The organism is Brucella gallinifaecis, assembly GCF_006476605.1.
GTDB lineage: Bacteria > Pseudomonadota > Alphaproteobacteria > Rhizobiales > Rhizobiaceae > Brucella > Brucella gallinifaecis.
On record NZ_ML636800.1, the window covers coordinates 426691 to 449529 of the forward strand.

The following is a 22839-nucleotide window of genomic DNA, read 5'->3' on the forward strand; positions in this document are numbered from 1 at the left end:
ATCATCCCTGGCGCTTGTGCTTTTGGATATACCCCATTTAAATACTACCATTACGATTATAAAGATCAATAACTATCTCAGGTTGTAATTGATGATTTTTCGCTCATCGCTCTTGACCAAACGCAAACCGCTGTTCATGTGAATGGCAATAATTTGAACGCGATGAATTGGGCTTTCTCCTGAAAAGATCGCGAGTCTAGGCTGCTTTAATGAACGTTGTCGTTGTCGAATCGCCTGCAAAGGCAAAAACCATCAACAAATATCTGGGCTCGAACTATAAGGTTCTGGCCTCATTTGGTCACGTGCGAGATCTACCAGCCAAGGACGGCTCCGTTCGCCCGGATGAAGATTTTGCCATGTCCTGGGAAGTGGACAGCAACTCATCCAAGCGTCTGGCTGACATTGTCAAAGCTCTCAAAGACAGTGACGGTCTGTTTCTGGCGACTGACCCTGATCGCGAAGGGGAAGCCATTTCATGGCATGTTCTGGAAGTTCTCAACCAGAAAAAGGCGCTTAAAGGCAAAACCGTCAAGCGTGTTGCATTCAACGCCATCACCAAGAAAGCCGTTCTCGACGCGATTGCCAACCCGCGCGATATCGATGAGCCACTGGTTGATGCCTATCTCGCCCGACGTGCACTCGACTATCTCGTGGGCTTCACCCTGTCTCCTGTCCTGTGGCGCAAACTGCCCGGAGCACGTTCCGCCGGGCGTGTGCAATCGGTTGCACTGCGCCTTGTCTGTGATCGCGAATCCGAGATTGAACGCTTCATCCGTGAAGAATACTGGAACATTGCCGCTTCACTGAAGACCCCTCGCAATGATGCCTTTAGCGCACGCCTGACAGCTCTCGACGGCAAAAAACTCGGCAAGCTCGACATCAAGAATGAAGAGCAGGCGACAGCCATTCGCACGATGCTGGAAGGTGCAAGCTTCAAGGCTGTCTCAGTTGAAGCCAAGCCGACCAAACGCAATCCCGGCCCTCCATTCACCACGTCAACCCTTCAGCAGGCCGCATCCGGCCAGCTCGGTTTCTCGGCATCCCGCACCATGCAAGTCGCCCAGCGCCTTTATGAGGGTGTGGACATAGGTGGCGAAACTGCCGGTCTGATCACCTATATGCGTACCGACGGTGTGCAGATGGCTCCTGAAGCCATTACTGCCGCTCGCGATGCTATTGGCAAAAACTTCGGCCCGAATTACGTACCGGAAAAGCCGCGCTTTTATTCCAGCAAGGCCAAAAACGCACAGGAAGCGCATGAAGCGATCCGCCCGACGGATTTCATGCGCCATCCAAAGGAAGTGCGCCGCTATCTCGATGAAGATCAGGCACGCCTTTATGAACTGATCTGGAAACGGGCTATTGCCAGCCAGATGCAGGCCGCCGACATCGAGCGCACCACAGCTGACATTGAAGCCATCAATGGTGGAAAATCGGCCATGCTGCGTGCCAATGGTTCGGTCACAAAATTTGACGGCTTTCTCGCCGCCTATATGGATCATCGCGAAGAAGAAGATGAGGATGAAGACAGCGCAAAGCTGCCTGAAATCCGCTCTGGCGAAACAATCGCACGCGAAAAGATCGATGCCACACAGCATTCGACAGAACCACCGCCACGTTATTCTGAAGCTTCACTTATCAAGAAAATGGAAGAGCTGGGCATTGGCCGTCCGTCAACCTATGCCGCAACACTCGCAACTCTTCGAGACCGTGACTACATCACGATCGACAAGCGCAAGCTGACACCGGATCCGAAAGGCCGTCTGGTAACATCCTTCCTCGAAAGTTTCTTTAAGCGTTACGTAGAATACGATTTCACCGCTGATCTGGAAGAAAAGCTTGATCTGATTTCCGATGGCAAGTTGCTCTGGAAAGACGTTCTGCGCGATTTCTGGCGTGACTTTTCTGGTAATGTCGATGACATCAAGGAACTGCGCGTTACCAACGTGCTTGATGCACTCAATGAAGAACTCGCACCTTTGGCTTTCCCTGATCGGGGTGATGGCAGCGATCCTCGCGCATGCCCAACCTGTGGCACGGGTCAGCTTTCGTTAAAGCTCGGCAAATATGGGGCTTTCGTTGGTTGTTCAAACTACCCGGAATGCAAGTTCACGCGTCAGCTTGGCGGCGAAGGCAATGGTGAAGCAGCCGCTTCAGATGAGCCGAAGCAGCTTGGCACAGATCCTTTCACGGGCGAAGAAATCACTTTGAGGACAGGCCGTTTCGGCCCCTATGTGCAACGCGGCGAAGGCAAGGAAGCCAAACGCGCAAGCCTGCCAAAGGGCTGGACATTTGATGCAGTGGATCATGAAAAAGCGATGGCGCTTCTGTCGCTGCCCCGTAATGTCGGACAGCATCCTGAAACAGGAAAGATGATTTCCGCAAGCATTGGACGTTATGGCCCCTATGTCAGCCATGATGGAACTTTTGCAAATCTGGAAAATGCTGATGAAGTGTTCACAGTCGGGCTAAACCGTGCCGTTGCAGTTTTGGCAGATAAGCAGTCGAAGGGTGGTCGTGGCCGCGCAACACCTGCCGCCCTTGCAACACTTGGCGATCACCCCGATGGCGGATCAATTACAGTGCGTGACGGGCGTTACGGCCCATATGTCAATTGGGGCAAAATCAATGCCACTTTGCCAAAGGGCAAGGATCCGGCAAGCGTGACACTTGAAGAAGCCCTCGAGCTCATTGCCGCCAAAGCCGGAAGCACAAAGACAAAAAAGGCTCCTGCCCGCAAGTCTGCTGCAAAGGCCACGGATGGCGAGAAGAAAGCTGCACCCAAAAAAGCAGCTGCAAAGAAAAAAGCCCCTTCCAAAGCAAAGGCGAAGGCGGCAGAGGAGTAAGAATTGGCACGTCGTTTTCCCAAACCCGATACCGGACGGTCAGCCAGAACCGAACGACGTGCTGCTAAAGCAAAATCAGAAGCCGCTCTGTCTAATGATCCGGTTGCTTTTCTGCCGACGCGCGACGAGGTTCTCAAATTCATCCAAGAGAACCCGGACCGCGCCGGTAAACGCGAACTGGCCAAAGCTTTCAATATCAAAGGTGACGCACGCGTCTATCTCAAAGACCTGTTACGTGAATTAAGCGACGAAGGCTTGCTTGAAAAACGTGCCCGCCGTCTGTCGCGTCCAGGTGCGCTTCCGCCTATCGCAGTGCTCAATATTACTGGTCGTGACACGGATGGCGGTCTGCTTGCACGTCCAACCGAGTGGGATGAAGAAAATTTCGGTCACCCACCGGTTGTTGCAATCCGCCGTACCCGCCTCAACAAATCATCCGATGGACCGGCAGTCGGCGTTGGCGACCGGGTGCTGGCCAAAATTTTCCGCAACAAGGATAATGATGGCCCAGAATATTCGGCTCGTGTGATCAAGGTTGTTGATCACAGCAGCAATGCCGTGCTTGGCGTATTGCGCAAACTTGGGAATGATGAATGGAGGCTGGAGCCGGTCAATCGCAAGCAACCGGAAGTGCAGCTTGATCCGCAATCACTCGGAAATGCAAAAAGCGGTGATCTGGTTGAGGTCGAACTGACGTCTTCGCGACGCTACGGACTGCCAAGCGGCAAGGTCCGTCAGGTTGTAGGCTCTATCGACAGTGAAAAAGCGCTGTCCATGATTGCCATTCACGAGCATGAAATCCCGCATGTTTTCCCCGATGATGTCATCCGCGAAGCAGAATCAGCAAAAGCTGCAACACTGGATGGCCGTGAAGACTGGCGCACAATGCCGCTTCTGACGATTGATCCGGCCGATGCCAAGGATCACGATGACGCGGTTTATGCAGAGCCGGATACGGATCCGAAGAATGTTGGCGGACATATCGTTGTCGTTGCGATCGCCGATGTGAGCGCCTATGTGCGCACCAACTCCCCGCTTGATCGCGAAGCATTAAAGCGCGGCAATTCGGTTTATTTCCCGGACCGGGTTGTGCCAATGCTGCCAGAGCGCATTTCCAATGATCTGTGTTCGCTGCGTGAACTGGAAGATCGCCCTGCACTGGCTGTGCGCATGGTGTTCGATGCCAATGGACATAAGAAGGCGCATAAATTTCACCGTATTATGATGCGTTCGGCAGCCAAGCTTTCATACCAGCAGGCACAGGCGGCAATTGACGGGGCAACAGACGAAAAAACCGCTCCGATTCTGGATACGATTCTCAAACCGCTTTGGGCTGCATATGGCGCTCTCAAGCGTGGTCGGGATGCGCGCGAACCGCTTGAACTGGACCTGCCGGAAAAGAAAATCCTGCTTGGTCCCGATGGCAAGGTCGACAAAGTGATCGTACCGGAACGACTGGATGCGCATAAGCTCATTGAAGAATTTATGATTCAGGCCAATGTAGCGGCAGCCGAAGTGCTTGAAGCGCACCGCCAGCCGCTGATTTTCCGTATTCATGACACGCCTGCACTCGCCAAACAGGAAGCGCTGCGCGAATTTTTGCGTACACTCGATATAAGTCTTGCAAAAGGCGCGGAGCTCAGACCCGGACAGTTCAACCGGATACTGGAGTCTGTTAAGGGCACAGACCATCAGGAACTGGTCAATCAGGTCGTTCTGCGCACGCAAAGCCAAGCGATCTACAGTCCTGACAATATCGGCCATTTTGGTCTGCATTTGCGCAAATATGCCCATTTCACCTCGCCAATCCGCCGCTATGCCGATCTGATCGTTCATCGTGCCCTGATCAAGGCTCTCAACCTTGGTAAAGACGGGCTGAGCACGGACGAAGAAGCACAGCTTGAAGAAATCGCAGCGCTGATCTCTGCAACCGAGCGACGCGCCATGCTGGCCGAACGCGAAACGGTTGATCGTCTGATCGCACATTTCCTCGCTGCACATCTTGGCGATGAATATGAAGGCCGCATTACCGGCGTGACCAAGGCAGGTCTGTTCGTTTCCCTTGCGACATATGGCGCGGACGGGCTTGTGCCCATTTCAACTTTGGGTGATGAATACTATCTTTATGATGAAGCAAACCATGCACTCGCTGGCGAAAGAAGCGGAAAAGGCTTCCGGCTGGGCGACAATGTAACGGTTAAATTGGTGGAAGCGCTTCCTGTGGCAGGTGCGCTTCGCTTTGAGATGGTTTCAGAACCGCATTCCCTGCCGATGTCGACGCGTTCGCATCATAAGGCAAGCAAGGGCATGCGCGGGCGCAGAGGAAAGCCGGCAGGTGTTTCGCGCTCAACAAGAAAAGGTCGCAGATGAACACGCTAGAGGCCAATTCCACAAATAGTCAGCTCCAGGCTTTTGGAGACAATAGTCAGAAAACAGCACGGCCCACCCGCAATCTCGGACAAGCCATGTGGCGCGGGTTTAAATCCCGCTGTCCGCATTGTGGTGAAGGCAAGCTGTTTCGTGCTTTTGTGAAACCCGTTGATCATTGCTCCATCTGTGGCGAAGACTACACGGAGCAACGTGCCGATGACCTTCCGGCCTATCTGACAATCCTTATTGTCGGTCATATCGTGGTCGGTGCCTTTATGGGTGTCGAAGCAACAACAAATCTGCCACTTTGGGCACATATGGCCATTTGGGGACCGATGATTGTGCTGATGTCGCTGGCGCTGCTGCAACCGATCAAGGGCGCAACCATTGGCCTGCAATGGGCCTTGTTCATGCATGGTTTTGGCGCAAAAGGTGAAGGCGAATACGGCGACGTCACCTGACAGGGATTTCCCCCGTGACGTTTCCTGCCCATGCTCCTTCTCATATGACCGGAATGCCGCTTCGCCCACGCGATGCAGCGTCACTTCTTCTCATTGATCGTAGTGAACATGTTCCACGTATCCTGATGGGCCGCCGCCATCCTTCTCTGGCTTTTATGCCCGGGAAATATGTCTTCCCCGGAGGCCGGGCAGATTCCAATGATGGCAATATAAAAGCTGCAACAGAGTTAAGCGCCGAGGACACGATTAAGCTGGTAAACGGCATGGGATCGCGGGCCTCGCAACGACGGGCGCGGGCACTGGGATTATGCGCAATCCGCGAAACATTTGAGGAAACAGGGCTGAAATTTGCACGCGTCGCTGCAACCCGCAACTTGTCATCAAAGGGTATCAATTATTCTGCAAATAAGAATTGGATAGAGTTTCTGGATGGGGGAGCATTGCCGGCGCTCAGTGCATTGCGCTATTTTGCACGTGCCATCACCCCACCGGGAAATATCCGTCGCTTTGATACACGTTTCTTCATTGCTTTTCGTGACAGCATGCCAGAGCTGGCCAGTCAGAGGCTTGTTCCCAGTGGAGAACTTCAGGATCTGGATTGGGTTGCCATAGATGAAGTTGATAAACTTGATGTCGCCCGTATTACTCAGACTATTCTGAAAGAAGCACAAATGCTACTGACGGACCTCCGGCACGATTTGCCACCAAATATTCCGGTAGTGCAATATAGCAAGCGGCATGGCCGCTTTGTTCGCGAAGTGATCTGATCCCATGAATACAGAAATCCATCCCGCTGGCCTCGCATCGCAGCAGCCCGACAACGGTCCTGGCGAAAACAATTTACAGTGGCGTTCTCTTGCCGCAGCAATCGCTACGATCAGCGCTATGGGTGCGGCTATAGGGCTTGGTATTCCGCTCCTCAGCGTTCTGCTGGAAAGCCGTGGCTATTCAGCCAGTATGATTGGTGCCAATACAGCCGTGGCAGGCCTTGCTTCAATCGCTGCAGCACCGCTTGCAGCACCAATCGCCGCTCGCCTTGGTGTGGCCAAAGCTATTGTCCTGATGCTGCTGATTGGCAGTGTCGCATTTCTTGGTTTTCATTTTTTCCAGCCACTCTGGGCGTGGTTTGCATTGCGAATCGTTCTTCACTTTGCGCTGACTGCGCTTTTCGTTCTGTCCGAATACTGGATTAATGCGTCCGCCCCTCCAGAAAAACGCGGCCTCGTACTCGGTATCTACGCAACATCGCTATCACTTGGCTTTGCACTTGGACCATGGCTGTTTTCAAAAATCGGCAGTGCTGGCGGCCTGCCATTTTATGTTGGATTCGCAATCATCCTCATTGCAATCATTCCGGTATTGATTGCATGGCGCGACAGCCCGGATTTTGAGGAAGGGGAACATGTTCCCTTCCTGCCTTTCATTTTTGCAGTACCGACCGCAACAATGGCAGTTTTCGTTTTTGGTGCGGTTGAAACCGGCGGCTTCGCCCTGTTTCCGGTATTCGGCGCACGGGTCGGCTATGATGAAGGTGATGCAGCGCTTCTGCTGACCATGATCGGTCTTGGCAATGTTTTAATGCAAATACCGCTTGGAATCATCAGCGACAAAATTTCAGACCGCCGCAAGCTTCTGCTGTTCTGCGCTGTCACGGGTCTGGCCGGTATGATCGCCCTGCCATACCTCATGGAAAACTGGTATATGATGGCGGCTGTGCTGTTCCTTTGGGGTGGTGTTGTTGCAGGCCTTTACACAGTTGGCCTTGCCCATCTTGGTTCAAAACTGACCGGACGCGAACTGGCATCCGCCAATGCTGCTTTCATCTTCTGCTATGCCATTGGCATGTTGGCAGGCCCGCAGGCAGTCGGAGTTGGCATGGATATAGCAGGACCAAAAGGTTTCCCGCTCACACTGGGGGTATTTTTTGCAGCTTTTGCACTCTTTGCTGCGATTAGGCTTATTCAAAGGAAGAAGCAGGGTTGACTTTTCGCCCTTAATCCGTAGTGTCGCGCCGAATTTCCGCTTCTAGCCAATTGGTGAGACTCGCAGCGGTTTAATCATGAAAGAGCAGGTATTTCGATATGGCCAAGGCTACGACCATCAAGATCAAGCTTTTGTCGACCGCTGACACCGGCTTCTTCTACGTAACGAAGAAGAACAGCCGCACGATGACGGACAAGATGACAAAAACCAAATATGACCCGATTGCGCGCAAGCACGTCGAGTTCAAAGAAACGAAGATTAAGTAATTCGTTTCTGCTGCCAGATTGATTGGCAAAAATCCCAAAAGCCGTCTCTTATGAGACGGCTTTTTTTATGAATTCCAAATGTTCAGGCTGCTGACAAAACAATCCGATTGCGGCCTTTTTTCTTTGCCTCATAAAGAGCTGCATCTGTGCGAGCGAAAAGTGCTTCCATCGTATCGCCCCCCATCAGCCGCATCGAAGCAATGCCAATGCTGATTGTCATATCGACCTGATGCTTACCGGCAGAGAGCAGAAATGGCTGTTCTATTACGGCTTCGCGAATGCGTTCAGCCACGGCCGCAGCCGCTGCCAGATCAGTATCGGGCAGCACAACGGCAAACTCTTCGCCACCATAACGGCACATGACATCCATACCGCGAATCTTTTTGCGCAACCGTGCCGCAAACTCACGCAGCACATCATCACCACCATCATGACCATATTGATCATTGATGCGTTTGAAATGGTCGAAGTCAATCATAATAACCGATAGCGGCCTCTCGCGGCCTGTCGCACGCGACAGAAGCACAGGCATGTGAGTATCCAGGTAACGTCGATTATGCAGCCCTGTGAGGCTGTCTGTGACCGCCATGGTGATTGTACGATGCATACTGTGGCGCAACAGATCATTATAGCACTTACGCCTGATCTGGGTGCGTAGCCGTGCATAAAGCTCAAGCTTCTCCAGTGGCCGCATGACATAATCATTCACCCCCAGCTCAAGGGCACGCACAACAAGGGAACCTTCGTCTTCATTAACGATCAGTATGATCGGGACCAGCCTCGTTCGCTCAATCGTACGTATCTGTGAACACAAACGAAGCGGATCGTAATAAGTAAAATCTGCTGAAACAATGATGCTGTCATAATCATTTTCAATCGCCTTGATGAGAGCATCATTGGCATTATGCGCGACATCAACGAAATAATCTTCGCCCAGAATCATCCGTAGTCTTACGCCGGCAATTTCATTTTCGTCGACAATGAGAAGACGCGCTGCGTCTTCTCCGCCGCCAAAACGACCTGAAAGTTTGGTAGCCAACAATGCTTCAACTTCCGTATCAGCAACCGTACCGGTTCGTTGAAACAACTCATCAGAAACCATTTTAAGGCGAGCAAGGCTTTTGACACGGGAAAGCAATTGAAGATCATTCACCGGCCTGGTCATGAAGTCGTCAGCCCCGGCTTCAAGCCCGCTGATTTTATTTGCCGCCCCACTAAGAGCTGTCAGAAACACAATTGGAATATTGGTCGTACGGGGATCATCTTTAAGCCGGCGACAAACCTCGTAGCCTTCCAGGTCCGGTAAAACTACATCGAGAATAACAATATCAATCTGGCCACCAAGGCAGATTTCAATTGCCTCAGCTCCATTGGAAGCTGTAACAACCTCGTAATACTCACGCAAAAGCAAAGCTTCGAGCAGTTTTGCGTTTGATTCCACCCCATCCACGACAAGAATTCGTGCCGTCATAATGTCCTGCCCCCTAAAACCTTATAACGTGCATTGCTTTTCGCTAGAAATAATCAGGCATCACCGAGATAAGATTTTATTGTCTCAATTAATCGCGGAACAGAAATGGGCTTCGATATATAAGCTTCGCAACCGCCCTGCCGGATGCGCTCTTCATCCCCCTTCATCGCGAATGCTGTGACTGCGATAACCGGAATATGCTTGAGTTCTTCATCATCCTTAAGCCATTTTGTGACTTCCAGACCGGAGACTTCAGGCAATTGAATATCCATTAAAATCAGATCAGGGCGATGTTCACGGGCAAGATCAAGTGCCTCAAGGCCATTTCTCGTCCTGATGGTTTCATATCCACTGGCTTCGATCAGATCGCGAAACAACTTCATGTTCAGTTCGTTGTCCTCGACGATCATTACAGTTTTGGTCATCGAATATTCCCTGGCCTTGATTTTTTGCCGCATGGAAGGCTTGTTTTGCCCATTATGCCCCTATGGATATTCGGCAATTTAAGCGCATTTGATTGACGAATAGCAAATATTCCTCAAAATCTCGCATTATAGTCATTTTACCCGAATACTGGAGTATTTCCGGATTAAGTTGAATCACCAGAAATGCTCTATCTATTTGTATTGAAGCACTTCTTGTTCCGAAATTGGCTTCCCACTTTTCGGGATGCGGTCTAAATTCGCATAAAATTCGGCCTATACTGCAAGCCTGCATGAATCGAGTATTCAAGCATGCACAGAGCTTAAACTGGAGAAAAATACATGAAAATGGTCATGAATGCGGCAGAAGCAGAAACTCTCGCAGTGGAGGCACTCGTGTGGCTGGCGCAGGACAAAGATCTTTTACAACGTTTTCTCGCTTTAACAGGCATTGAAATATCTTCAATCCGTTCTGCTGCACAAGAACCAGGCTTTCTCACAGGCGTACTTCAGTTCTATTTGAGCCACGAACCAACCTTATTGCGCTTTTGTGAGGACACAGATCACAATCCCGCAATGATTGAAAAAGCGGCTTCACTTTTGCCGGGCGGGATGAATACGGAATTTTAAAGGCTGCATTTATGAAAAATGAGCATTTCCTGACTGCAACCAAATGTTCTGAATTATTCTACCGCATCATTTTCGTCAAAAAAACCGTCGGCATGACGAATGTCGACGGTTACTTCAATAAGGGCTAATAATCCAGCCAGAGCATTTCCAGATTAAATTAAATCAGTAGAAATGCTCTATCTATTTGCAGTTTCGCACATCTGGTTCCTAAATTGGCTTCCCACTTTTCGGGATGTGCTCTAGCTTCAAGCCGCGAGAATGACTTTCATAGCCTTTTCACGCGCAGCATTACCGAACACTTCATATGCATCAAGGATGTTATCAAGTGCGAACCGATGGGTTATCAGCTTGCTAGGGTCAAACTTGCCAGACTCCACTGTCTTCAAGAGCATTGGCGTCGTGTTGGTGTTAACCAGCCCCATCGATATATTGATGTTCTTGATCCAGAGATTTTCTATGCTCAGTTCAACCGGCTTACCATGCACGCCGACATTCGCAATCTTGCCGCCTGCCGAAACAATGTTCTGGCAAACATCAAAGGTTGCAGGTACGCCCACAGCTTCAATTGCCACATCGACACCACGTCCACCTGTCAGCGCCATGGTTTGTGCGACGGCATCTTCCGCGCCAACCTGAATAGTATCAGTCGCGCCGAACTGGCGTGCGAGTGCCAGACGCGCAGGATCCATGTCGATCATGACAATCCTGCCCGGCGAATAAAACTGCGCCGTCAAAAGCGCAGACATGCCCACTGGCCCTGCACCAACAATGGCTATAAAATCACCTGGTTTTACGCCACCAGCCTGCACGCCGATTTCCAATCCGGTAGGCAGAATGTCGGAGAGCATAACCAATGCTTCTTCATCAGCACCAGCCGGGACCGAATAAAGCGAATTGTCACCATGACGAATGCGAACAAATTCGGCCTGTGTGCCATCAATCGTATGACCAAGCTGCCAGCCGCCATCATCACAGTGGGAATAGAGCTGCCGTTTACAATTAGGGCAGGAACCACAGGACGTGATGCAAGAAATCAGGACGGAATCGCCCTTTTTGAAGTTGCGTATAGCACTGCCGACTTCTTCTACAACGCCTACACCTTCATGGCCCAGCGTACGCCCTTCAACAACAGTCGGTACATGGCCCTTGAGAATGTGCAGGTCACTGCCGCAGATAGTTGTCTTCGTGATTTTTACGATAACGTCGGTCGGCTCTTGAACAACCGGTTTGGGTTTTTCAACCCAGTCTTTTTTGCCGGGTCCATTATAGACAAGCGCTTTCATCAGATCCTCCCCTGAGGGTAGTCCCCTCAGCATGATGTTACAAAGATTACACAAACCGGCCTTCTATCTGGATGGTTGAGTGTGAAACGACACGTACAGCACCATAGATAATGAAACTGAACTATGCTGATCCGATTTTACTCAATTACGGAAGCTGATAGTTGAAAACAGAAGCATTAGCGACACAAGGTCCGTCTGCTGTAAATAGGTCGCCGAAATGGAACATCAAAGGATGCTGCAAGTCAGAATCACAGCCCTTTGGCCGAACGGTTTCTAAGCGTTTGGTAAGGGCTTTCACCAAAGCGCTTACGGTAGCTGGCAGCCATAGCCGTGTGATTCACATAGCCACGCGCAAGCCCGATTGAAGAAACCGTTTCGCCGGGAGGCGCTTCTTGCAACGCCTTTCGCAATCCATCAAGACGGCGTGCAGTCAGGTAATCATGCGGAGTAATACCACGGAAACGTTTAAACCCGTCAGAAAGACTGCGCGCAGAAATCCCAACCTCTGCCGCAATTTCAATAACCGTCAGCCCCTCCTCCGCCCGTTCCTCCATCAGCCGTTCAGCTTCGCGTACATATTTTGGAGCGGCACCCCGGGCACCCGTTTCGAGATTGAGACCAGAATACTCCGCCCAGCTACGCAACAACTCCAGACACAATGTTTCCTCAATGCGTTTTTCCATCAGCGGACTGGCAATACGGTCGTTGCGAGCATCAACAGATCGGGCTGCATAATCCACCAGTGACAACCAGGCAGAATGCCCCCGGCCAAACAGAAGGCGTTTCTTCCACAAATCATCTTCAGGAACAAAGCCGTACCATCGCTGGGCGGTCTCCTCCATCAAACGGTGAGGGATCGTCAGATTAAATTGCAAGTCATTGCCATCGGCGACGTTCCAATAATCTGTTCGACTGCAATCAACCACATAACTGTCACCGGGCTGCGTATCGATACTTTTACCATCAACAACTGGATGACGGACACTTCCGCGCATAGTATTTACAACAATTATATTGCCAGAGGATGGATCAAATTCATCGGCTTTTGTAGGCACACCGAAGCAAAAACGGCTGAGAATAATTCGGCCAATCGAAAGTGTACGCAATGTAGCGTTTGGATCCGCTCCATTGATGAGCGGGCGCGCTATAAGCGGCATATATACTCTGTTGCAAAACGCATTAACCTCGGCCCAATCCCGGGATGCGTTCAGCTTTCCGTTGAGGAGCGGCTGTCCTTGCGCATCAAACACCAAAGCATTTTCCAGCATGAAACTCTCCCCTCCCGATATTTTCAACGAAAGTGCAAAAAATGCAATCACCAATGTTATTTTCTTGGTTTTGCTGCGAATTATTATCGCAGTTTGGCTATTTTATTTAACCTGAATGTTCTGTTCAAATACGGAAGCGGAAAGAAAAAGCAAAAAAATATGATTCATTTTCAAGTCTTTCCGACAATGCAGGCCCGTCAGAGACCGCAGTCTGGGAACATCGAAATGACTTGATGATCTGCAAACTTACAAAACGTAAGAGTGCCGCAATGGGGGAGAAAATATCCGTAACTTTCGTCTGGCAGAAGCTGAATATTATATCCAGCCTCGACCTCTTCCCTTATCAAGCTTAATTCAAAGATGCGGTTTTCAGAATTTCATCCACTTCTGCAGCCGTTGGAGCAGCTGAACCCGCACCCACACGTGTCACAGCAATTGCCCCCGCAGCCGATGCGAAACGCACACAATCATGCAAAGACTGACCCTGTGAGTAAGCAACGGCAAACCCACCATTAAAACTGTCACCGGCAGCAACTGTATCAACCACTTTCACCTTGAACGGTTCAAAATGCTTAACCTCATCGGCAGTTACCAGCAGTGAACCGCGTCCGCCAAGCTTCACGATGACAATCTTCGGGCCACGTTCGAGCAGCTTACGTGCTGCGGCTTCTGCCGATGCAAGATCGGTCGGTTCAATGCCGGTGATCTCAGCCGCTTCTGTTTCGTTTGGCGAAATGATTTCGCTCAATGAAATCAGATCGGCCATAAGGCTTGCATTCCCTACAGGTGCCGGATCAAGCAGAACAGTGCCGCCAGCCGCTTTAACAGCTTTAGCAACAGCAAGATTGGCTTCGTGCGGAACTTCGCGCTGCAACAGCGTGATTTTGGCCTTTGCAATATCAAATGCATAAGTGTCGATATCGGAAGCAGACCAGCTTGCATTGGCACCGGCACACACAACAATTGTGTTCTGCCCGGCTTCTTCTACCTGAATGATCGCCATGCCGGTATCGGCACCCTCGATCACCTTAACGCTACCCGCATTCAAACCAAACCGCTGCATTTCCCTTACAGCCATTTCGCCAAATGGATCATTGCCGACGGCTCCGACAAAACGAACATCGCCACCAAGTTTCGATACGGCTACGGCCTGATTGGCACCTTTGCCACCAAGACCGATGCCATAGCCTTGGGCATTGATTGTCTGTCCGGGGCGCGGCAATGTCGCCATTCTCGCACTCACATCGACATTTACACTGCCAAAAATAAAAATCTTCAATGCAATTCTCCATAATTGCCTGAGCATTTATCATAGCGCCGCCGAAGGCGAAATCCCATTCATTGGCAAATGCTTGTATATAAATAGCAATTGCACTGATCCATATAAAAGAGTAGGTTTCAAAAATATAATTTTATTGCAAATAAATAATCAGAAACGTATTTAAAGGCAGCAAAAATTCGCCTTCAATTTTCATCAATTCATTTGGGCAAAGAGATGAAGAGGGTAAATATTGTTAAATACGATTAATCTATCCACTGACCTGATCGAAGATCGTCATAAAAATGACTATTGGCGTGGAGTAACTCGTCCTGCGTTTGAAACAATTATAGAACCCGGTAAAAGTTCAGAACCTCTTTTTGGGGAAATTTCCGCCAAACAGCTCGGCGACATAGTACTGGGAACTACAAAATTCAACGCACAAAAATATGTGCGCGATCAACGTTCCATTTCAAGTTTTGGTCTGGACAATTACATAATCCAGATTGTTACAAGTGGAACCTTGCGCGGTGACTTCAATGGGCTTAACTCTCAGGCCTGCATCGGTGACATTTCAATTACGGATATGGCCTACACGTTTCAAAGTGAAGTCTCTGCCGGATCCCGTATCTCCCTTGTTCTTCCTCGATCTCATATGCAAAGGAGCCGCCTGAACGGTAATATTCATGGGCGCATTCTCAAATCAGACGATCCTCTGACAGCTTTTCTTATAAATTGCACGCAAGGGTTTCTGAAGGTTTCTCCTCATCTGAACAATATGCAGATTGAAGGTATCCAGAATTCAATCATTGATATGTTTGCCTTGGGGTTAAATGGCAAAGAAATTAATCCGTCTGAATCATCGACGATGAATATTATTACCAAGCAAAGAATACTGGATTATATCGACAGCAATATTGAAAACCCGGCTTTATCTACAGAAAGTATTCAAAAACGCTTCAGGATATCACGCTCCCATTTATACCGCATCTTTGCAGAAGATGAAGGCGTTGCCACAGTTATCCGAACCAAACGTCTGGCACTTGCTTTCAAACGCCTTACGACTTTATCATCGAGCAAGCGTGTGCATCTGGCAGAATTGGCTTATCAAGCAGGTTTCAGTGACTACGGCTCATTTTCAAAACTTTTTCAGGAAAAATACGGTGAAAAACCAACTGACATACGAAATAAAGCCCAACAAAAAAAATATAATAATATCGCTTATGACGGGAAAATAATAACATATTTCAAGAACATTCAAAATTATTCCTATGGCGATAATATTTGAACCTATGAAACCGGGCACTATGGAAAAGTAAATCAGCCATAATTTTGCAAACATAATTAACCATTAAGGGTTATTATTTACTTGTTGTATTATAATGCACCGCAATTGATTTATCCTGTTAAACCTATGCCTGATGCGACTAAGGTGTTTTAAGATTGGAATTCTCTACATAATAACTTTGGAATATATAAAGAATGGCTCAATATGGGCATTGGCATCCCATTTAATGACAATTATGAGCTGATGCACATCATTTCCAGAGTTAAGATTTACTGATAATTAGAATGAAACACGAGGGCAGCATGATCTGCGGCGCCATTGATCTGGGCGGGACAAAAATTGAGAGCCGCTTATTTGATGCAAATATGAATACTGTGCTGACCCAGCGCGCTCCTACTGCGATCAGCAACTTTGCGGCCTTTATCGATGGGCTTTCAATTCAGATAAGATGGTTGCTGGAGACTGCCGGCAATCCAGATTTACCAGTCGGCATTAGTTTGCCCGGCTGGATTGACCCTGCGACCAACCATAGTTTTGCCTCCAATATTCCAATCACCGGGCGCGATGTGAATGCAGCACTTGTCAAACATTTCGGACGCCACTTTCCGCTGATGAACGACTGTATGGCCTTCGCCTATTCGGAAGCGCATGGCGGTGCTGCGCAAGGCAGCGATGTGATGATTGGCCTGATTATCGGCACCGGCATGGGTGCAGGCATCGTGATCAATGGCGAAATTCCGCCACGCTATAATGGTCTTGCGCTGGAAATCGGCCATACGGGTATGCCGGCACGCATTTTATGCGAACAGAACCTGCCATTGATCCCCTGCGGCTGCGGCAAGACGGGTTGCATGGAACGCTATGTTTCCGGCACTGGTCTTGCTGATATTTCAAAGATCAAACTCAATGAAACCATCTCCAATCAGGAGTTGGCATTTCGCGCATCCAATGGTGATGCAAGTGCAAAACAGGTTCTCGATGACTGGGCTGATCTGATGGCGGAATCGCTTCTGACCATGCAGCTCATTCTCGACCCGGATTGTTTCGTTCTTGGCGGGGGGCTTTCCAATATGAATGGCATTGCCGAACTTATCACAAATGCATTTGAAAAGCGCAAACTCGGCCCCACACGCATTCCCGCCATCAGGACTGCACAGTTCGGTGACAGCTCCGGCGCACGCGGCGCTGCACTCTATGCATTGAATAAATCAGGAGAAAACCAATGAGCCGTCTTGCCGCTCCCGATTATGTATTTCTGAACGGGCGACTTCAGACCGGCATAGTGGCTGAAATTAATAGCTCTGGCATCAATCGGCTGCGTCCGCGCAAATCGGACGAGACGCCGGATCTCACACCCTATGTTCTGATGCCAGCCTGTATAGATCTGCAAGTCAATGGTGCAGGTGGCGTCATGCTCAACTCGGACACCAGCGCGAATGGCATTGAGCACATAGTTTCAACATTGCGCAAGCTCGGCACTGGATGGGTGATGCCAACATTGATTACCTGTGAGCCAGAACGCATCATTAAGGCTGCAAATGCGGCAGTTGAATGCAAGGGCATGGATGGTTTTTTTGGCCTTCACATTGAAGGTCCGCATCTTAATCCTGCCCGTAAAGGCACACATCGCGCTGAATACATACGCCCGATGGATGAAACCACGCTTGAAGCCCTGACAATTCTGCGCAAGGCCAATGTGCCGGTAATGCTGACACTGGCGCCAGAAATGGTAACAGAGAACATTATCCGTAGAATCGCCGATATGGGTGTTATTGTTTCTGCCGGTCATACCAATGGCACAGCAAAACAAACTCAGGCAGGACTTCAAGCCGGCATCAGTTGCTTTACACATCTATACAATGCCATGCCGCCGATGACCTCGCGTGAGCCGGGCGTGGTGGGCACTGCAATTGGCAGCGATGCCTTCGCTGGCATCATTGTCGACGGCCATCATGTGACTTGGGAAATGGTCAGCATAGCATGGCGTGCAAGACCCAAACGCGATCGCATGTTCCTTGTTTCAGATGCAATGTCTACAATCGGTGGGCCGGATTATTTTGAACTTTATGGTGAGCGGATTGAGGTACGTGATGGTGCACTCGTTAACGCCGCAGGGTCACTTGCAGGTGCGCATATCAATATGGTCGGCTGCCTTGCCAATCTGGTTCAGCATGTCGGCGTGCCGCTCGAAGAAGCCATACGCGCAGCTTGTATCGTACCCGCCGATGTAATGGGAAAATCAGCCCCCAATCTTAATGCAAGAACGCCTCTGGCAGAGGTTCTCGCACTGGATCATAATCTGCGACCTATTGCATTGTGAGCCTTGCCTGTAATCAGCCTCAACGTGCTCTATCAGATTTTTTACGCTGTAATGCAGCAAGCACTGAGCGTTCGGAACTCAGCAGATAGGAATCAAGTTGTTGTTCCGCAGCCTTGATATCTCCTTGTTGAAGAGAACCCAGCAGCTCCGCATTCTGCACTATATAAGGCTCATGAAGATGAGCTGTATTGTCCAGCTGCGCAAAAACAAGCCGTAACTCGGCTAGAACCAGCTCAAAACATGAGCTTAGTCGCGGACTGTCGCAAAGCTCCACCATGGCGCGGTGAAACTCCATATTGATAGTACCAACCTGCCGCCAGTTGCCCGTTTCCTGCGCTGAAGCCGTCTGTGTCAGAAGTGCTTTCATTCGTGCCAATGCAGGATGCGTGGGAACAACCATCTGAACAGCCCCCTTCTGAATGACGCGCCGCACACGATAAATATCCACGACAGTTGCCTCATCCGGCGTAGCAACAAAAACGCCGCGATTAGGAATGTACGTCAGCAGACTTTGACTGGTCAGAAGACGAAAGGCCTCGCGCAGCGTGTTGCGCGATATGCCAAGCTGCATCGCAATCTGCTGCTCGGATAGTTTAGTGCCGGGCAATAAGGCACCGGTTATCAACATTTGCCGAATTTTGGCTGCTGTCTGGGTCGCCAGCATTTGGCCATCTGCAAGGGGCAAGATTTCGCTTATCATGAATATCCTTCTAAACCCTGCCAATTCAGGAAAGCTTTGCGGGCCAGACTCGCATCAGCCATTTCACATCATATTCTTGACGATATACGATTTCATATTGTTGAACAATCGATAATAGTTTATTCAACAATAATTCGTAATGCGTTTATTCCAACAGGGGTGAGACATGGCAACTATCGATCTCAACAGCGACCTTGGGGAAGGCTTCGGCCCATGGCCCATGGGAGACGACAAGGCAATGCTGGCAATCGTGACCAGCGCCAATATTGCCTGTGGCTTTCATGCAGGTGATCCAGCCGGAATTCTTAGCGTCCTGCATGAAGCAGCTCGACGCGGTGTATCCGTAGGTGCACATATCGGCTATCGCGATCTCGTCGGCTTTGGCCGCCGCAATATGGACCCTTCAAGTAATGAACTTGTCGCAGATACGATTTACCAGATCGGTGCATTACAGGGGCTTGCGCAGGCTGCCGGAACCAAAGTTGCTTATGTAAAACCCCATGGCGCACTTTATAACACCATTGCCCATGACGCCCGGCAGGCTGCCGATGTAATTACGGGCATCAAGGCAATAGACCCGTCCCTTGTGCTGATGGCACTGGCCGGATCCCCAATCGTCGAACAGGCCAGAAAAGCAGGGCTAAACGTCGTTTGTGAAGCCTTTGCAGACCGCGCTTATAACAGTGATGGCAGTCTTGTTAATCGCCGTCTTGAAGGTTCAGTTATCCATGATCCTGAAGAAATTGCAGAACGAATGCTGCGCATGGTCAATGAACAGCGCATAACCACAATTGATGGAACCGATATTGCGCTTGATGCGCAGTCAATCTGTGTTCACGGCGACAACCCGGCTGCCGTTGCAATCGCCGCCAAACTACGCGAACGACTGGAAGCAGGCGGCGTGGAACTCAAGCCCTTCGTCCCTTTCGTCAAAGCTGCATCATGAGTAAAGACTTGCGCTTTCTACCATCTGGCAGCGACAGCTTTCTGGTCGAGCTTGCCGACCTTCCCATAACCCTGACGCTGTTCGACGCCTTGCAAAGCGCAGAGCTTGAAGGCGTGCGTGAAATCATTCCCGGCGCACGCACAATCATGGTGCGCTTTGATCGCTGGCTGACGGATCACACCAAACTCGCAAACCAGATTGCTGCACTCGATCTTTCGGTCAGCAACACCCGCAGCGGCGAACAGTTTGAAATACCCGTTACCTATGATGGCGAAGATCTTGGTGATGTCGCAGCCTTCCTCAACTGTTCGGTGGAAGATGTCATTCGTCGTCACACACAAGCCACCTACACAGTTGCCTTCACCGGCTTCACTCCCGGCTTTGCCTATATGACCTGTGACGATCCCGGATTTGATGTGCCGCGTCGCAAAAGCCCGCGCGTCAAAATTCCGGCTGGATCAGTCGCGCTGGCAGGCAAATTCGGCGGAATTTATCCGTCTGACAGTCCTGGTGGCTGGCAACTGCTTGGCACCACGCCGCTAGCCATGTGGGACACGACGCGAGAACGCGCAGCTCTGCTTGCACCGGGTGATCGCGTATGTTTTCGCGACATGGCCAGTGGTGGAACAATTGCCGTATCGAAACCATCGGCCGCAGCCCCGATACATACACAAAAGGCCGAAGGCCTGCTTGTGACCCGCGCAGACCGTCCTGTATTGTTTCAGGATATGGGGCGTCCGGGCCTTGCCAGTCAGGGCGTGTCGGAATCCGGCGCTCTTGATCGCATCGCCATGCAGGAGGCAAATCACTGTGTTGGCAACCCCCACGACACCGCGGTTATAGAAATTTCCTTTGGCAGCTTTGCTTTCAAAACCGACCGCCCCGTTACCCTCGCCGTGACCGGCGCACCCTGCCCGCTGACCATTCATACGCCGGAAGGCCAAAGCGTCACAGCAAGTTTCGCACAGCCAATCGCATTGAATGCTGGTGATGAATTGTCGCTTGCTATCCCGTCAGAGGGCATGTTGAGCTATCTTGCGCTGCGTGGCGGCTTTGACGTCGAACCTGTTCTGGGATCTGCATCGCGCGACACGCTCGCCAAAATCGGCCCCTCACCCGTTGTTGAAGGCGATATTCTCGCGCCTGCCAACCGGCCTGCATTAGCGGTTTCATCCAAAGAAAACGCACAGCGCCGCCTGCCGCGTGCTGGAGAAACCGTCACGCTCGATATCGTGCTTGGGCCCCGCACCGACTGGTTTACCCGACAGGGGCTTGAAACCCTTACCTCACAGGATTGGGATGTAACCCCTCAATCAAGCCGTGTCGGTATGCGTCTTGCAGGCGCAAATGCAATCGAACGCGCCATCAATGATGAGCTGCCGTCAGAGGGCACAGCCCTTGGCGCCATTCAGGTGCCGCATACAGGACAACCCGTTCTGTTTCTTGCTGACCACCCGCTGACCGGCGGTTATCCGGTTATCGGTGTGGTAGCACATCATCATCTCGATCTTGCAGGCCAAATACCCATCGGTGCCCGCATCCGCTTCAACCCGATCACTGCCTTCGAACCTTTAGAAGTTATAGCCTGATGAAAAAGCTGCTTATTGCCAATCGTGGCGAAATCGCCATCCGCATCATCCGTGCAGCACGCGATTATGGTGTTGCATCTGTCGCAATCTATTCCGACGCTGATGCGAATTCACTGCACGCCGAATTTGCAGACGAAGCCTATGGCCTCGGTGCGGGTCGTCCGGCAGATACCTATCTTAACATTGCAAAGATACTCGATATTGCCAGGCGTGCGGGTGCAGATGCCGTCCACCCCGGCTATGGCTTTTTGTCAGAACGTGCCGAATTTGCCCAAGCCGTCATCGATGCCGGTCTGATCTGGGTCGGCCCATCGCCAGAAGTCATCACATCACTGGGCGACAAGGTTGAAGCACGCCGCATTGCCGAAAAAGTCGGTGCACCACTGGTCAAGGGTTCGGACGGTCCGCTGGCATCAGTTGCGGAAGCCGTTGCCTTTGCGCGTGAAGCTGGCCTGCCGCTTGCGATCAAAGCTGCATTTGGTGGTGGCGGCCGCGGCATGAAGGTGGCGCATCGTCTGGAAGAAGTCGGCGAATTGTTTGATTCCGCCGTTCGCGAGGCGGTAGAAGCCTTTGGCCGTGGCGAATGCTATGCCGAGCAGTTTCTTGAAAAGCCACGCCATATCGAGGCACAGGTTATCGCCGACACACACGGCAACACCGTTGTTCTCGGCACACGTGATTGCTCGCTGCAACGCCGCAACCAGAAGCTGGTTGAAGAAGCCCCCGCACCTTTTATCACGGAGGGGCAGCGCACCCGCATTCATGAATCTGCGCGCGCAATCTGCGCAGCTGCGGGCTATACCGGTGCAGGAACCGTCGAATTTCTGTTGTCGCAAAACGGCACGATCTCGTTTCTCGAGGTCAACACACGCCTTCAGGTCGAGCATCCCATCACCGAAGAAACAACCGGCATCGACATCGTCATCGAACAATTGCGCATTGCGGACGGCAAGCAACTCAGTATCACAGATACCCCGGCACCGCGTGGGCATGCTTTCGAGTTTCGCATCAACGCCGAAGACCCCGGCCGTGGCTTTCTGCCAACACCGGGCCTGATCACACGTTTCCGCGCTCCTTCGGGTCCGGGTGTGCGTCTTGATACCGGTGTGGAAAGTGGATCGGAAATTCCCGGCCTCTACGACTCCCTGATGGCAAAACTGATCGTGACTGGCGCCACACGTGAGGAAGCACTTATCCGCGCCCGCCGCGCATTGGCCGAATTCACAATCGAAGGCATAGCCTCCGTGCTTCCATTCCATCGCGCAGTGATGCAGGAAAAAGACTTTACCGGCGAGGATGGCTTCAAGGTTTTCACCAACTGGATCGAAACCGAATTCCGTGGTGTTGAACCATCAGCACGGATCGATCCGGTCGATGGTGGCGTCATCCGCAGCTTTATCGAGATTGACGGCAAACGCCATGAGCTTGGTTTACCGGCGGCCCTCCTCTCGGGACTCAACGCCCCACAGCAATCGGCTTCAATCACACAGCAGGCGGCAGAAGATGCTGTCACTGCACCCATTCCCGGCACCTTCCAGCAATGGCTGGTTGAAGATGGTGCAATGGTTAAAGAAGGCGAAGTCATTGCCATTATGGAAGCTATGAAGATGGAAACACGCGTGAGCGCTCACAAAGCTGGCAGGATCAGCCTGCATGCGGAGCCGGGCAAGAGCGTTGGGCTTGGCGCCGAGCTTGCAACCATCGAATAAAGAAAGGGCAGCAATGCCCCCTTTTAAAT

At 51.0% G+C, this 22839-nt stretch carries 19 protein-coding genes; 13 read left to right on the forward strand and 6 right to left on the reverse strand.

Annotation, left to right across the window (positions count from 1 at the left end; all coding sequences use genetic code 11):
- Positions 1 to 209: 209 nt before the first annotated feature.
- The 6 genes from topA (at position 210) to rpmG (ending at position 7926) form a co-directional block, all read left to right on the forward strand.
- A complete protein-coding gene (gene topA, locus FHY56_RS01890; RefSeq protein WP_140903469.1) occupies positions 210 to 2846 on the forward strand; it encodes a type I DNA topoisomerase in 2637 nt (878 codons plus the stop codon).
- A 3-nt stretch (positions 2847 to 2849) separates the two neighbouring features.
- The gene (gene rnr / locus FHY56_RS01895) at positions 2850 to 5216 is read left to right on the forward strand and encodes a ribonuclease R (RefSeq protein WP_140903470.1); all 2367 of its coding nucleotides are present in this window, start codon (positions 2850 to 2852) and stop codon (positions 5214 to 5216) included.
- Positions 5213 to 5677: a DUF983 domain-containing protein gene (locus FHY56_RS01900; RefSeq protein WP_140903471.1), complete on the forward strand. Its 465-nt coding sequence runs from the start codon at positions 5213 to 5215 to the stop codon at positions 5675 to 5677. The genes rnr and FHY56_RS01900 overlap by 4 nt, the downstream gene beginning before the upstream one ends.
- Before the next feature lie 44 nt (positions 5678 to 5721).
- Positions 5722 to 6444 carry an NUDIX hydrolase gene (locus tag FHY56_RS01905; RefSeq protein ID WP_140903554.1) on the forward strand — a complete coding sequence of 241 codons (723 nt, stop codon included), beginning with the start codon at positions 5722 to 5724 and terminating at the stop codon, positions 6442 to 6444.
- Between the two features lie 118 nt (positions 6445 to 6562).
- Positions 6563 to 7660 (forward strand): MFS transporter, encoded by a 1098-nt coding sequence (locus FHY56_RS01910; RefSeq protein ID WP_140903553.1) that lies wholly within the window; start codon positions 6563 to 6565, stop codon positions 7658 to 7660.
- Between the two features lie 98 nt (positions 7661 to 7758).
- Complete coding sequence (gene rpmG, locus FHY56_RS01915) at positions 7759 to 7926, forward strand: 50S ribosomal protein L33 (protein WP_140903472.1); 168 nt, start codon at positions 7759 to 7761, stop codon at positions 7924 to 7926.
- Positions 7927 to 8008: 82 nt separating this feature from the next.
- Here rpmG and FHY56_RS01920 read toward each other — a convergent pair whose 3' ends face one another.
- Together FHY56_RS01920 and FHY56_RS01925 are read right to left on the reverse strand one after the other, a co-directional pair.
- A complete protein-coding gene (locus FHY56_RS01920) occupies positions 8009 to 9397 on the reverse strand; it encodes a PleD family two-component system response regulator (protein ID WP_140903473.1) in 1389 nt (462 codons plus the stop codon).
- Between the two features lie 53 nt (positions 9398 to 9450).
- Positions 9451 to 9822: a response regulator gene (locus tag FHY56_RS01925; protein ID WP_140903474.1), complete on the reverse strand. Its 372-nt coding sequence runs from the start codon at positions 9820 to 9822 to the stop codon at positions 9451 to 9453.
- 339 nt (positions 9823 to 10161) lie between these two features.
- Here FHY56_RS01925 and FHY56_RS01930 point away from each other — a divergent pair, with 339 nt between their 5' ends.
- Positions 10162 to 10449 (forward strand): DUF3572 domain-containing protein, encoded by a 288-nt coding sequence (locus FHY56_RS01930; protein WP_140903475.1) that lies wholly within the window; start codon positions 10162 to 10164, stop codon positions 10447 to 10449.
- A 245-nt stretch (positions 10450 to 10694) separates the two neighbouring features.
- Here the strand turns inward: FHY56_RS01930 and FHY56_RS01935 are convergent, their stop codons facing one another.
- The 3 genes from FHY56_RS01935 to rbsK form a co-directional block, all read right to left on the reverse strand.
- The gene (locus FHY56_RS01935; RefSeq protein ID WP_140903476.1) at positions 10695 to 11732 is read right to left on the reverse strand and encodes a zinc-dependent alcohol dehydrogenase family protein; all 1038 of its coding nucleotides are present in this window, start codon (positions 11730 to 11732) and stop codon (positions 10695 to 10697) included.
- A 248-nt stretch (positions 11733 to 11980) separates the two neighbouring features.
- Positions 11981 to 13000 carry an AraC family transcriptional regulator gene (locus FHY56_RS01940; RefSeq protein WP_140903477.1) on the reverse strand — a complete coding sequence of 340 codons (1020 nt, stop codon included), beginning with the start codon at positions 12998 to 13000 and terminating at the stop codon, positions 11981 to 11983.
- A 349-nt stretch (positions 13001 to 13349) separates the two neighbouring features.
- Positions 13350 to 14306 carry a ribokinase gene (rbsK, locus tag FHY56_RS01945; RefSeq protein WP_140903478.1) on the reverse strand — a complete coding sequence of 319 codons (957 nt, stop codon included), beginning with the start codon at positions 14304 to 14306 and terminating at the stop codon, positions 13350 to 13352.
- A 205-nt stretch (positions 14307 to 14511) separates the two neighbouring features.
- Between rbsK and FHY56_RS01950 the strand changes: the two genes are divergently transcribed.
- The 3 genes from FHY56_RS01950 to nagA all read left to right on the forward strand — a co-directional run bounded on the left by FHY56_RS01950 (position 14512) and on the right by nagA (position 17866).
- Positions 14512 to 15546 (forward strand): helix-turn-helix domain-containing protein, encoded by a 1035-nt coding sequence (locus FHY56_RS01950; RefSeq protein ID WP_140903479.1) that lies wholly within the window; start codon positions 14512 to 14514, stop codon positions 15544 to 15546.
- Between the two features lie 284 nt (positions 15547 to 15830).
- Positions 15831 to 16772: an ROK family protein gene (locus FHY56_RS01955; protein WP_140903480.1), complete on the forward strand. Its 942-nt coding sequence runs from the start codon at positions 15831 to 15833 to the stop codon at positions 16770 to 16772.
- Positions 16769 to 17866, forward strand: coding sequence for an N-acetylglucosamine-6-phosphate deacetylase (nagA, locus tag FHY56_RS01960; RefSeq protein WP_140903481.1), 1098 nt, complete (start codon positions 16769 to 16771; stop codon positions 17864 to 17866). Before FHY56_RS01955 ends, nagA begins: the two co-directional genes overlap by 4 nt.
- A gap of 19 nt (positions 17867 to 17885) precedes the next feature.
- Here the strand turns inward: nagA and FHY56_RS01965 are convergent, their stop codons facing one another.
- Complete coding sequence (locus FHY56_RS01965; RefSeq protein WP_140903482.1) at positions 17886 to 18566, reverse strand: GntR family transcriptional regulator; 681 nt, start codon at positions 18564 to 18566, stop codon at positions 17886 to 17888.
- A gap of 166 nt (positions 18567 to 18732) precedes the next feature.
- Here FHY56_RS01965 and FHY56_RS01970 point away from each other — a divergent pair, with 166 nt between their 5' ends.
- The 3 genes from FHY56_RS01970 to FHY56_RS01980 are packed head-to-tail and all read left to right on the forward strand — an operon-like array spanning position 18733 to position 22810.
- Positions 18733 to 19512 carry a LamB/YcsF family protein gene (locus tag FHY56_RS01970; RefSeq protein ID WP_140903483.1) on the forward strand — a complete coding sequence of 260 codons (780 nt, stop codon included), beginning with the start codon at positions 18733 to 18735 and terminating at the stop codon, positions 19510 to 19512.
- Positions 19509 to 21101: a 5-oxoprolinase subunit B/C family protein gene (locus tag FHY56_RS01975; RefSeq protein ID WP_140903484.1), complete on the forward strand. Its 1593-nt coding sequence runs from the start codon at positions 19509 to 19511 to the stop codon at positions 21099 to 21101. The genes FHY56_RS01970 and FHY56_RS01975 overlap by 4 nt, the downstream gene beginning before the upstream one ends.
- Positions 21101 to 22810, forward strand: a complete 1710-nt coding sequence (locus FHY56_RS01980; protein ID WP_140903485.1) for an acetyl/propionyl/methylcrotonyl-CoA carboxylase subunit alpha — start codon at positions 21101 to 21103, stop codon at positions 22808 to 22810. The genes FHY56_RS01975 and FHY56_RS01980 overlap by 1 nt, the downstream gene beginning before the upstream one ends.
- Positions 22811 to 22839 lie beyond the last annotated feature (29 nt).

Excerpts from the sequence above, each read along its gene's own strand:
- FHY56_RS01935 (WP_140903476.1), bottom strand. The coding sequence starts at position 11,732 with ATGAAAGCGCTTGTCTATAATGGACCCGGCAAAAAAGACTGGGTTGAA.
- FHY56_RS01965 (WP_140903482.1), bottom strand. The coding sequence starts at position 18,566 with ATGATAAGCGAAATCTTGCCCCTTGCAGATGGCCAAATGCTGGCGACC.
- FHY56_RS01975 (WP_140903484.1), top strand. The coding sequence starts at position 19,509 with ATGAGTAAAGACTTGCGCTTTCTACCATCTGGCAGCGACAGCTTTCTG.
- FHY56_RS01925 (WP_140903474.1), bottom strand. The coding sequence starts at position 9,822 with ATGACCAAAACTGTAATGATCGTCGAGGACAACGAACTGAACATGAAG.
- FHY56_RS01900 (WP_140903471.1), top strand. The coding sequence starts at position 5,213 with ATGAACACGCTAGAGGCCAATTCCACAAATAGTCAGCTCCAGGCTTTT.
- FHY56_RS01955 (WP_140903480.1), top strand. The coding sequence starts at position 15,831 with ATGAAACACGAGGGCAGCATGATCTGCGGCGCCATTGATCTGGGCGGG.
- rpmG (WP_140903472.1), top strand. The coding sequence starts at position 7,759 with ATGGCCAAGGCTACGACCATCAAGATCAAGCTTTTGTCGACCGCTGAC.
- rbsK (WP_140903478.1), bottom strand. The coding sequence starts at position 14,306 with ATGCTCAGGCAATTATGGAGAATTGCATTGAAGATTTTTATTTTTGGC.
- FHY56_RS01940 (WP_140903477.1), bottom strand. The coding sequence starts at position 13,000 with ATGCTGGAAAATGCTTTGGTGTTTGATGCGCAAGGACAGCCGCTCCTC.
- FHY56_RS01905 (WP_140903554.1), top strand. The coding sequence starts at position 5,722 with ATGACCGGAATGCCGCTTCGCCCACGCGATGCAGCGTCACTTCTTCTC.
- FHY56_RS01930 (WP_140903475.1), top strand. The coding sequence starts at position 10,162 with ATGAAAATGGTCATGAATGCGGCAGAAGCAGAAACTCTCGCAGTGGAG.
- FHY56_RS01920 (WP_140903473.1), bottom strand. The coding sequence starts at position 9,397 with ATGACGGCACGAATTCTTGTCGTGGATGGGGTGGAATCAAACGCAAAA.
- nagA (WP_140903481.1), top strand. The coding sequence starts at position 16,769 with ATGAGCCGTCTTGCCGCTCCCGATTATGTATTTCTGAACGGGCGACTT.
- topA (WP_140903469.1), top strand. The coding sequence starts at position 210 with ATGAACGTTGTCGTTGTCGAATCGCCTGCAAAGGCAAAAACCATCAAC.
- FHY56_RS01980 (WP_140903485.1), top strand. The coding sequence starts at position 21,101 with ATGAAAAAGCTGCTTATTGCCAATCGTGGCGAAATCGCCATCCGCATC.
- FHY56_RS01910 (WP_140903553.1), top strand. The coding sequence starts at position 6,563 with ATGGGTGCGGCTATAGGGCTTGGTATTCCGCTCCTCAGCGTTCTGCTG.
- FHY56_RS01970 (WP_140903483.1), top strand. The coding sequence starts at position 18,733 with ATGGCAACTATCGATCTCAACAGCGACCTTGGGGAAGGCTTCGGCCCA.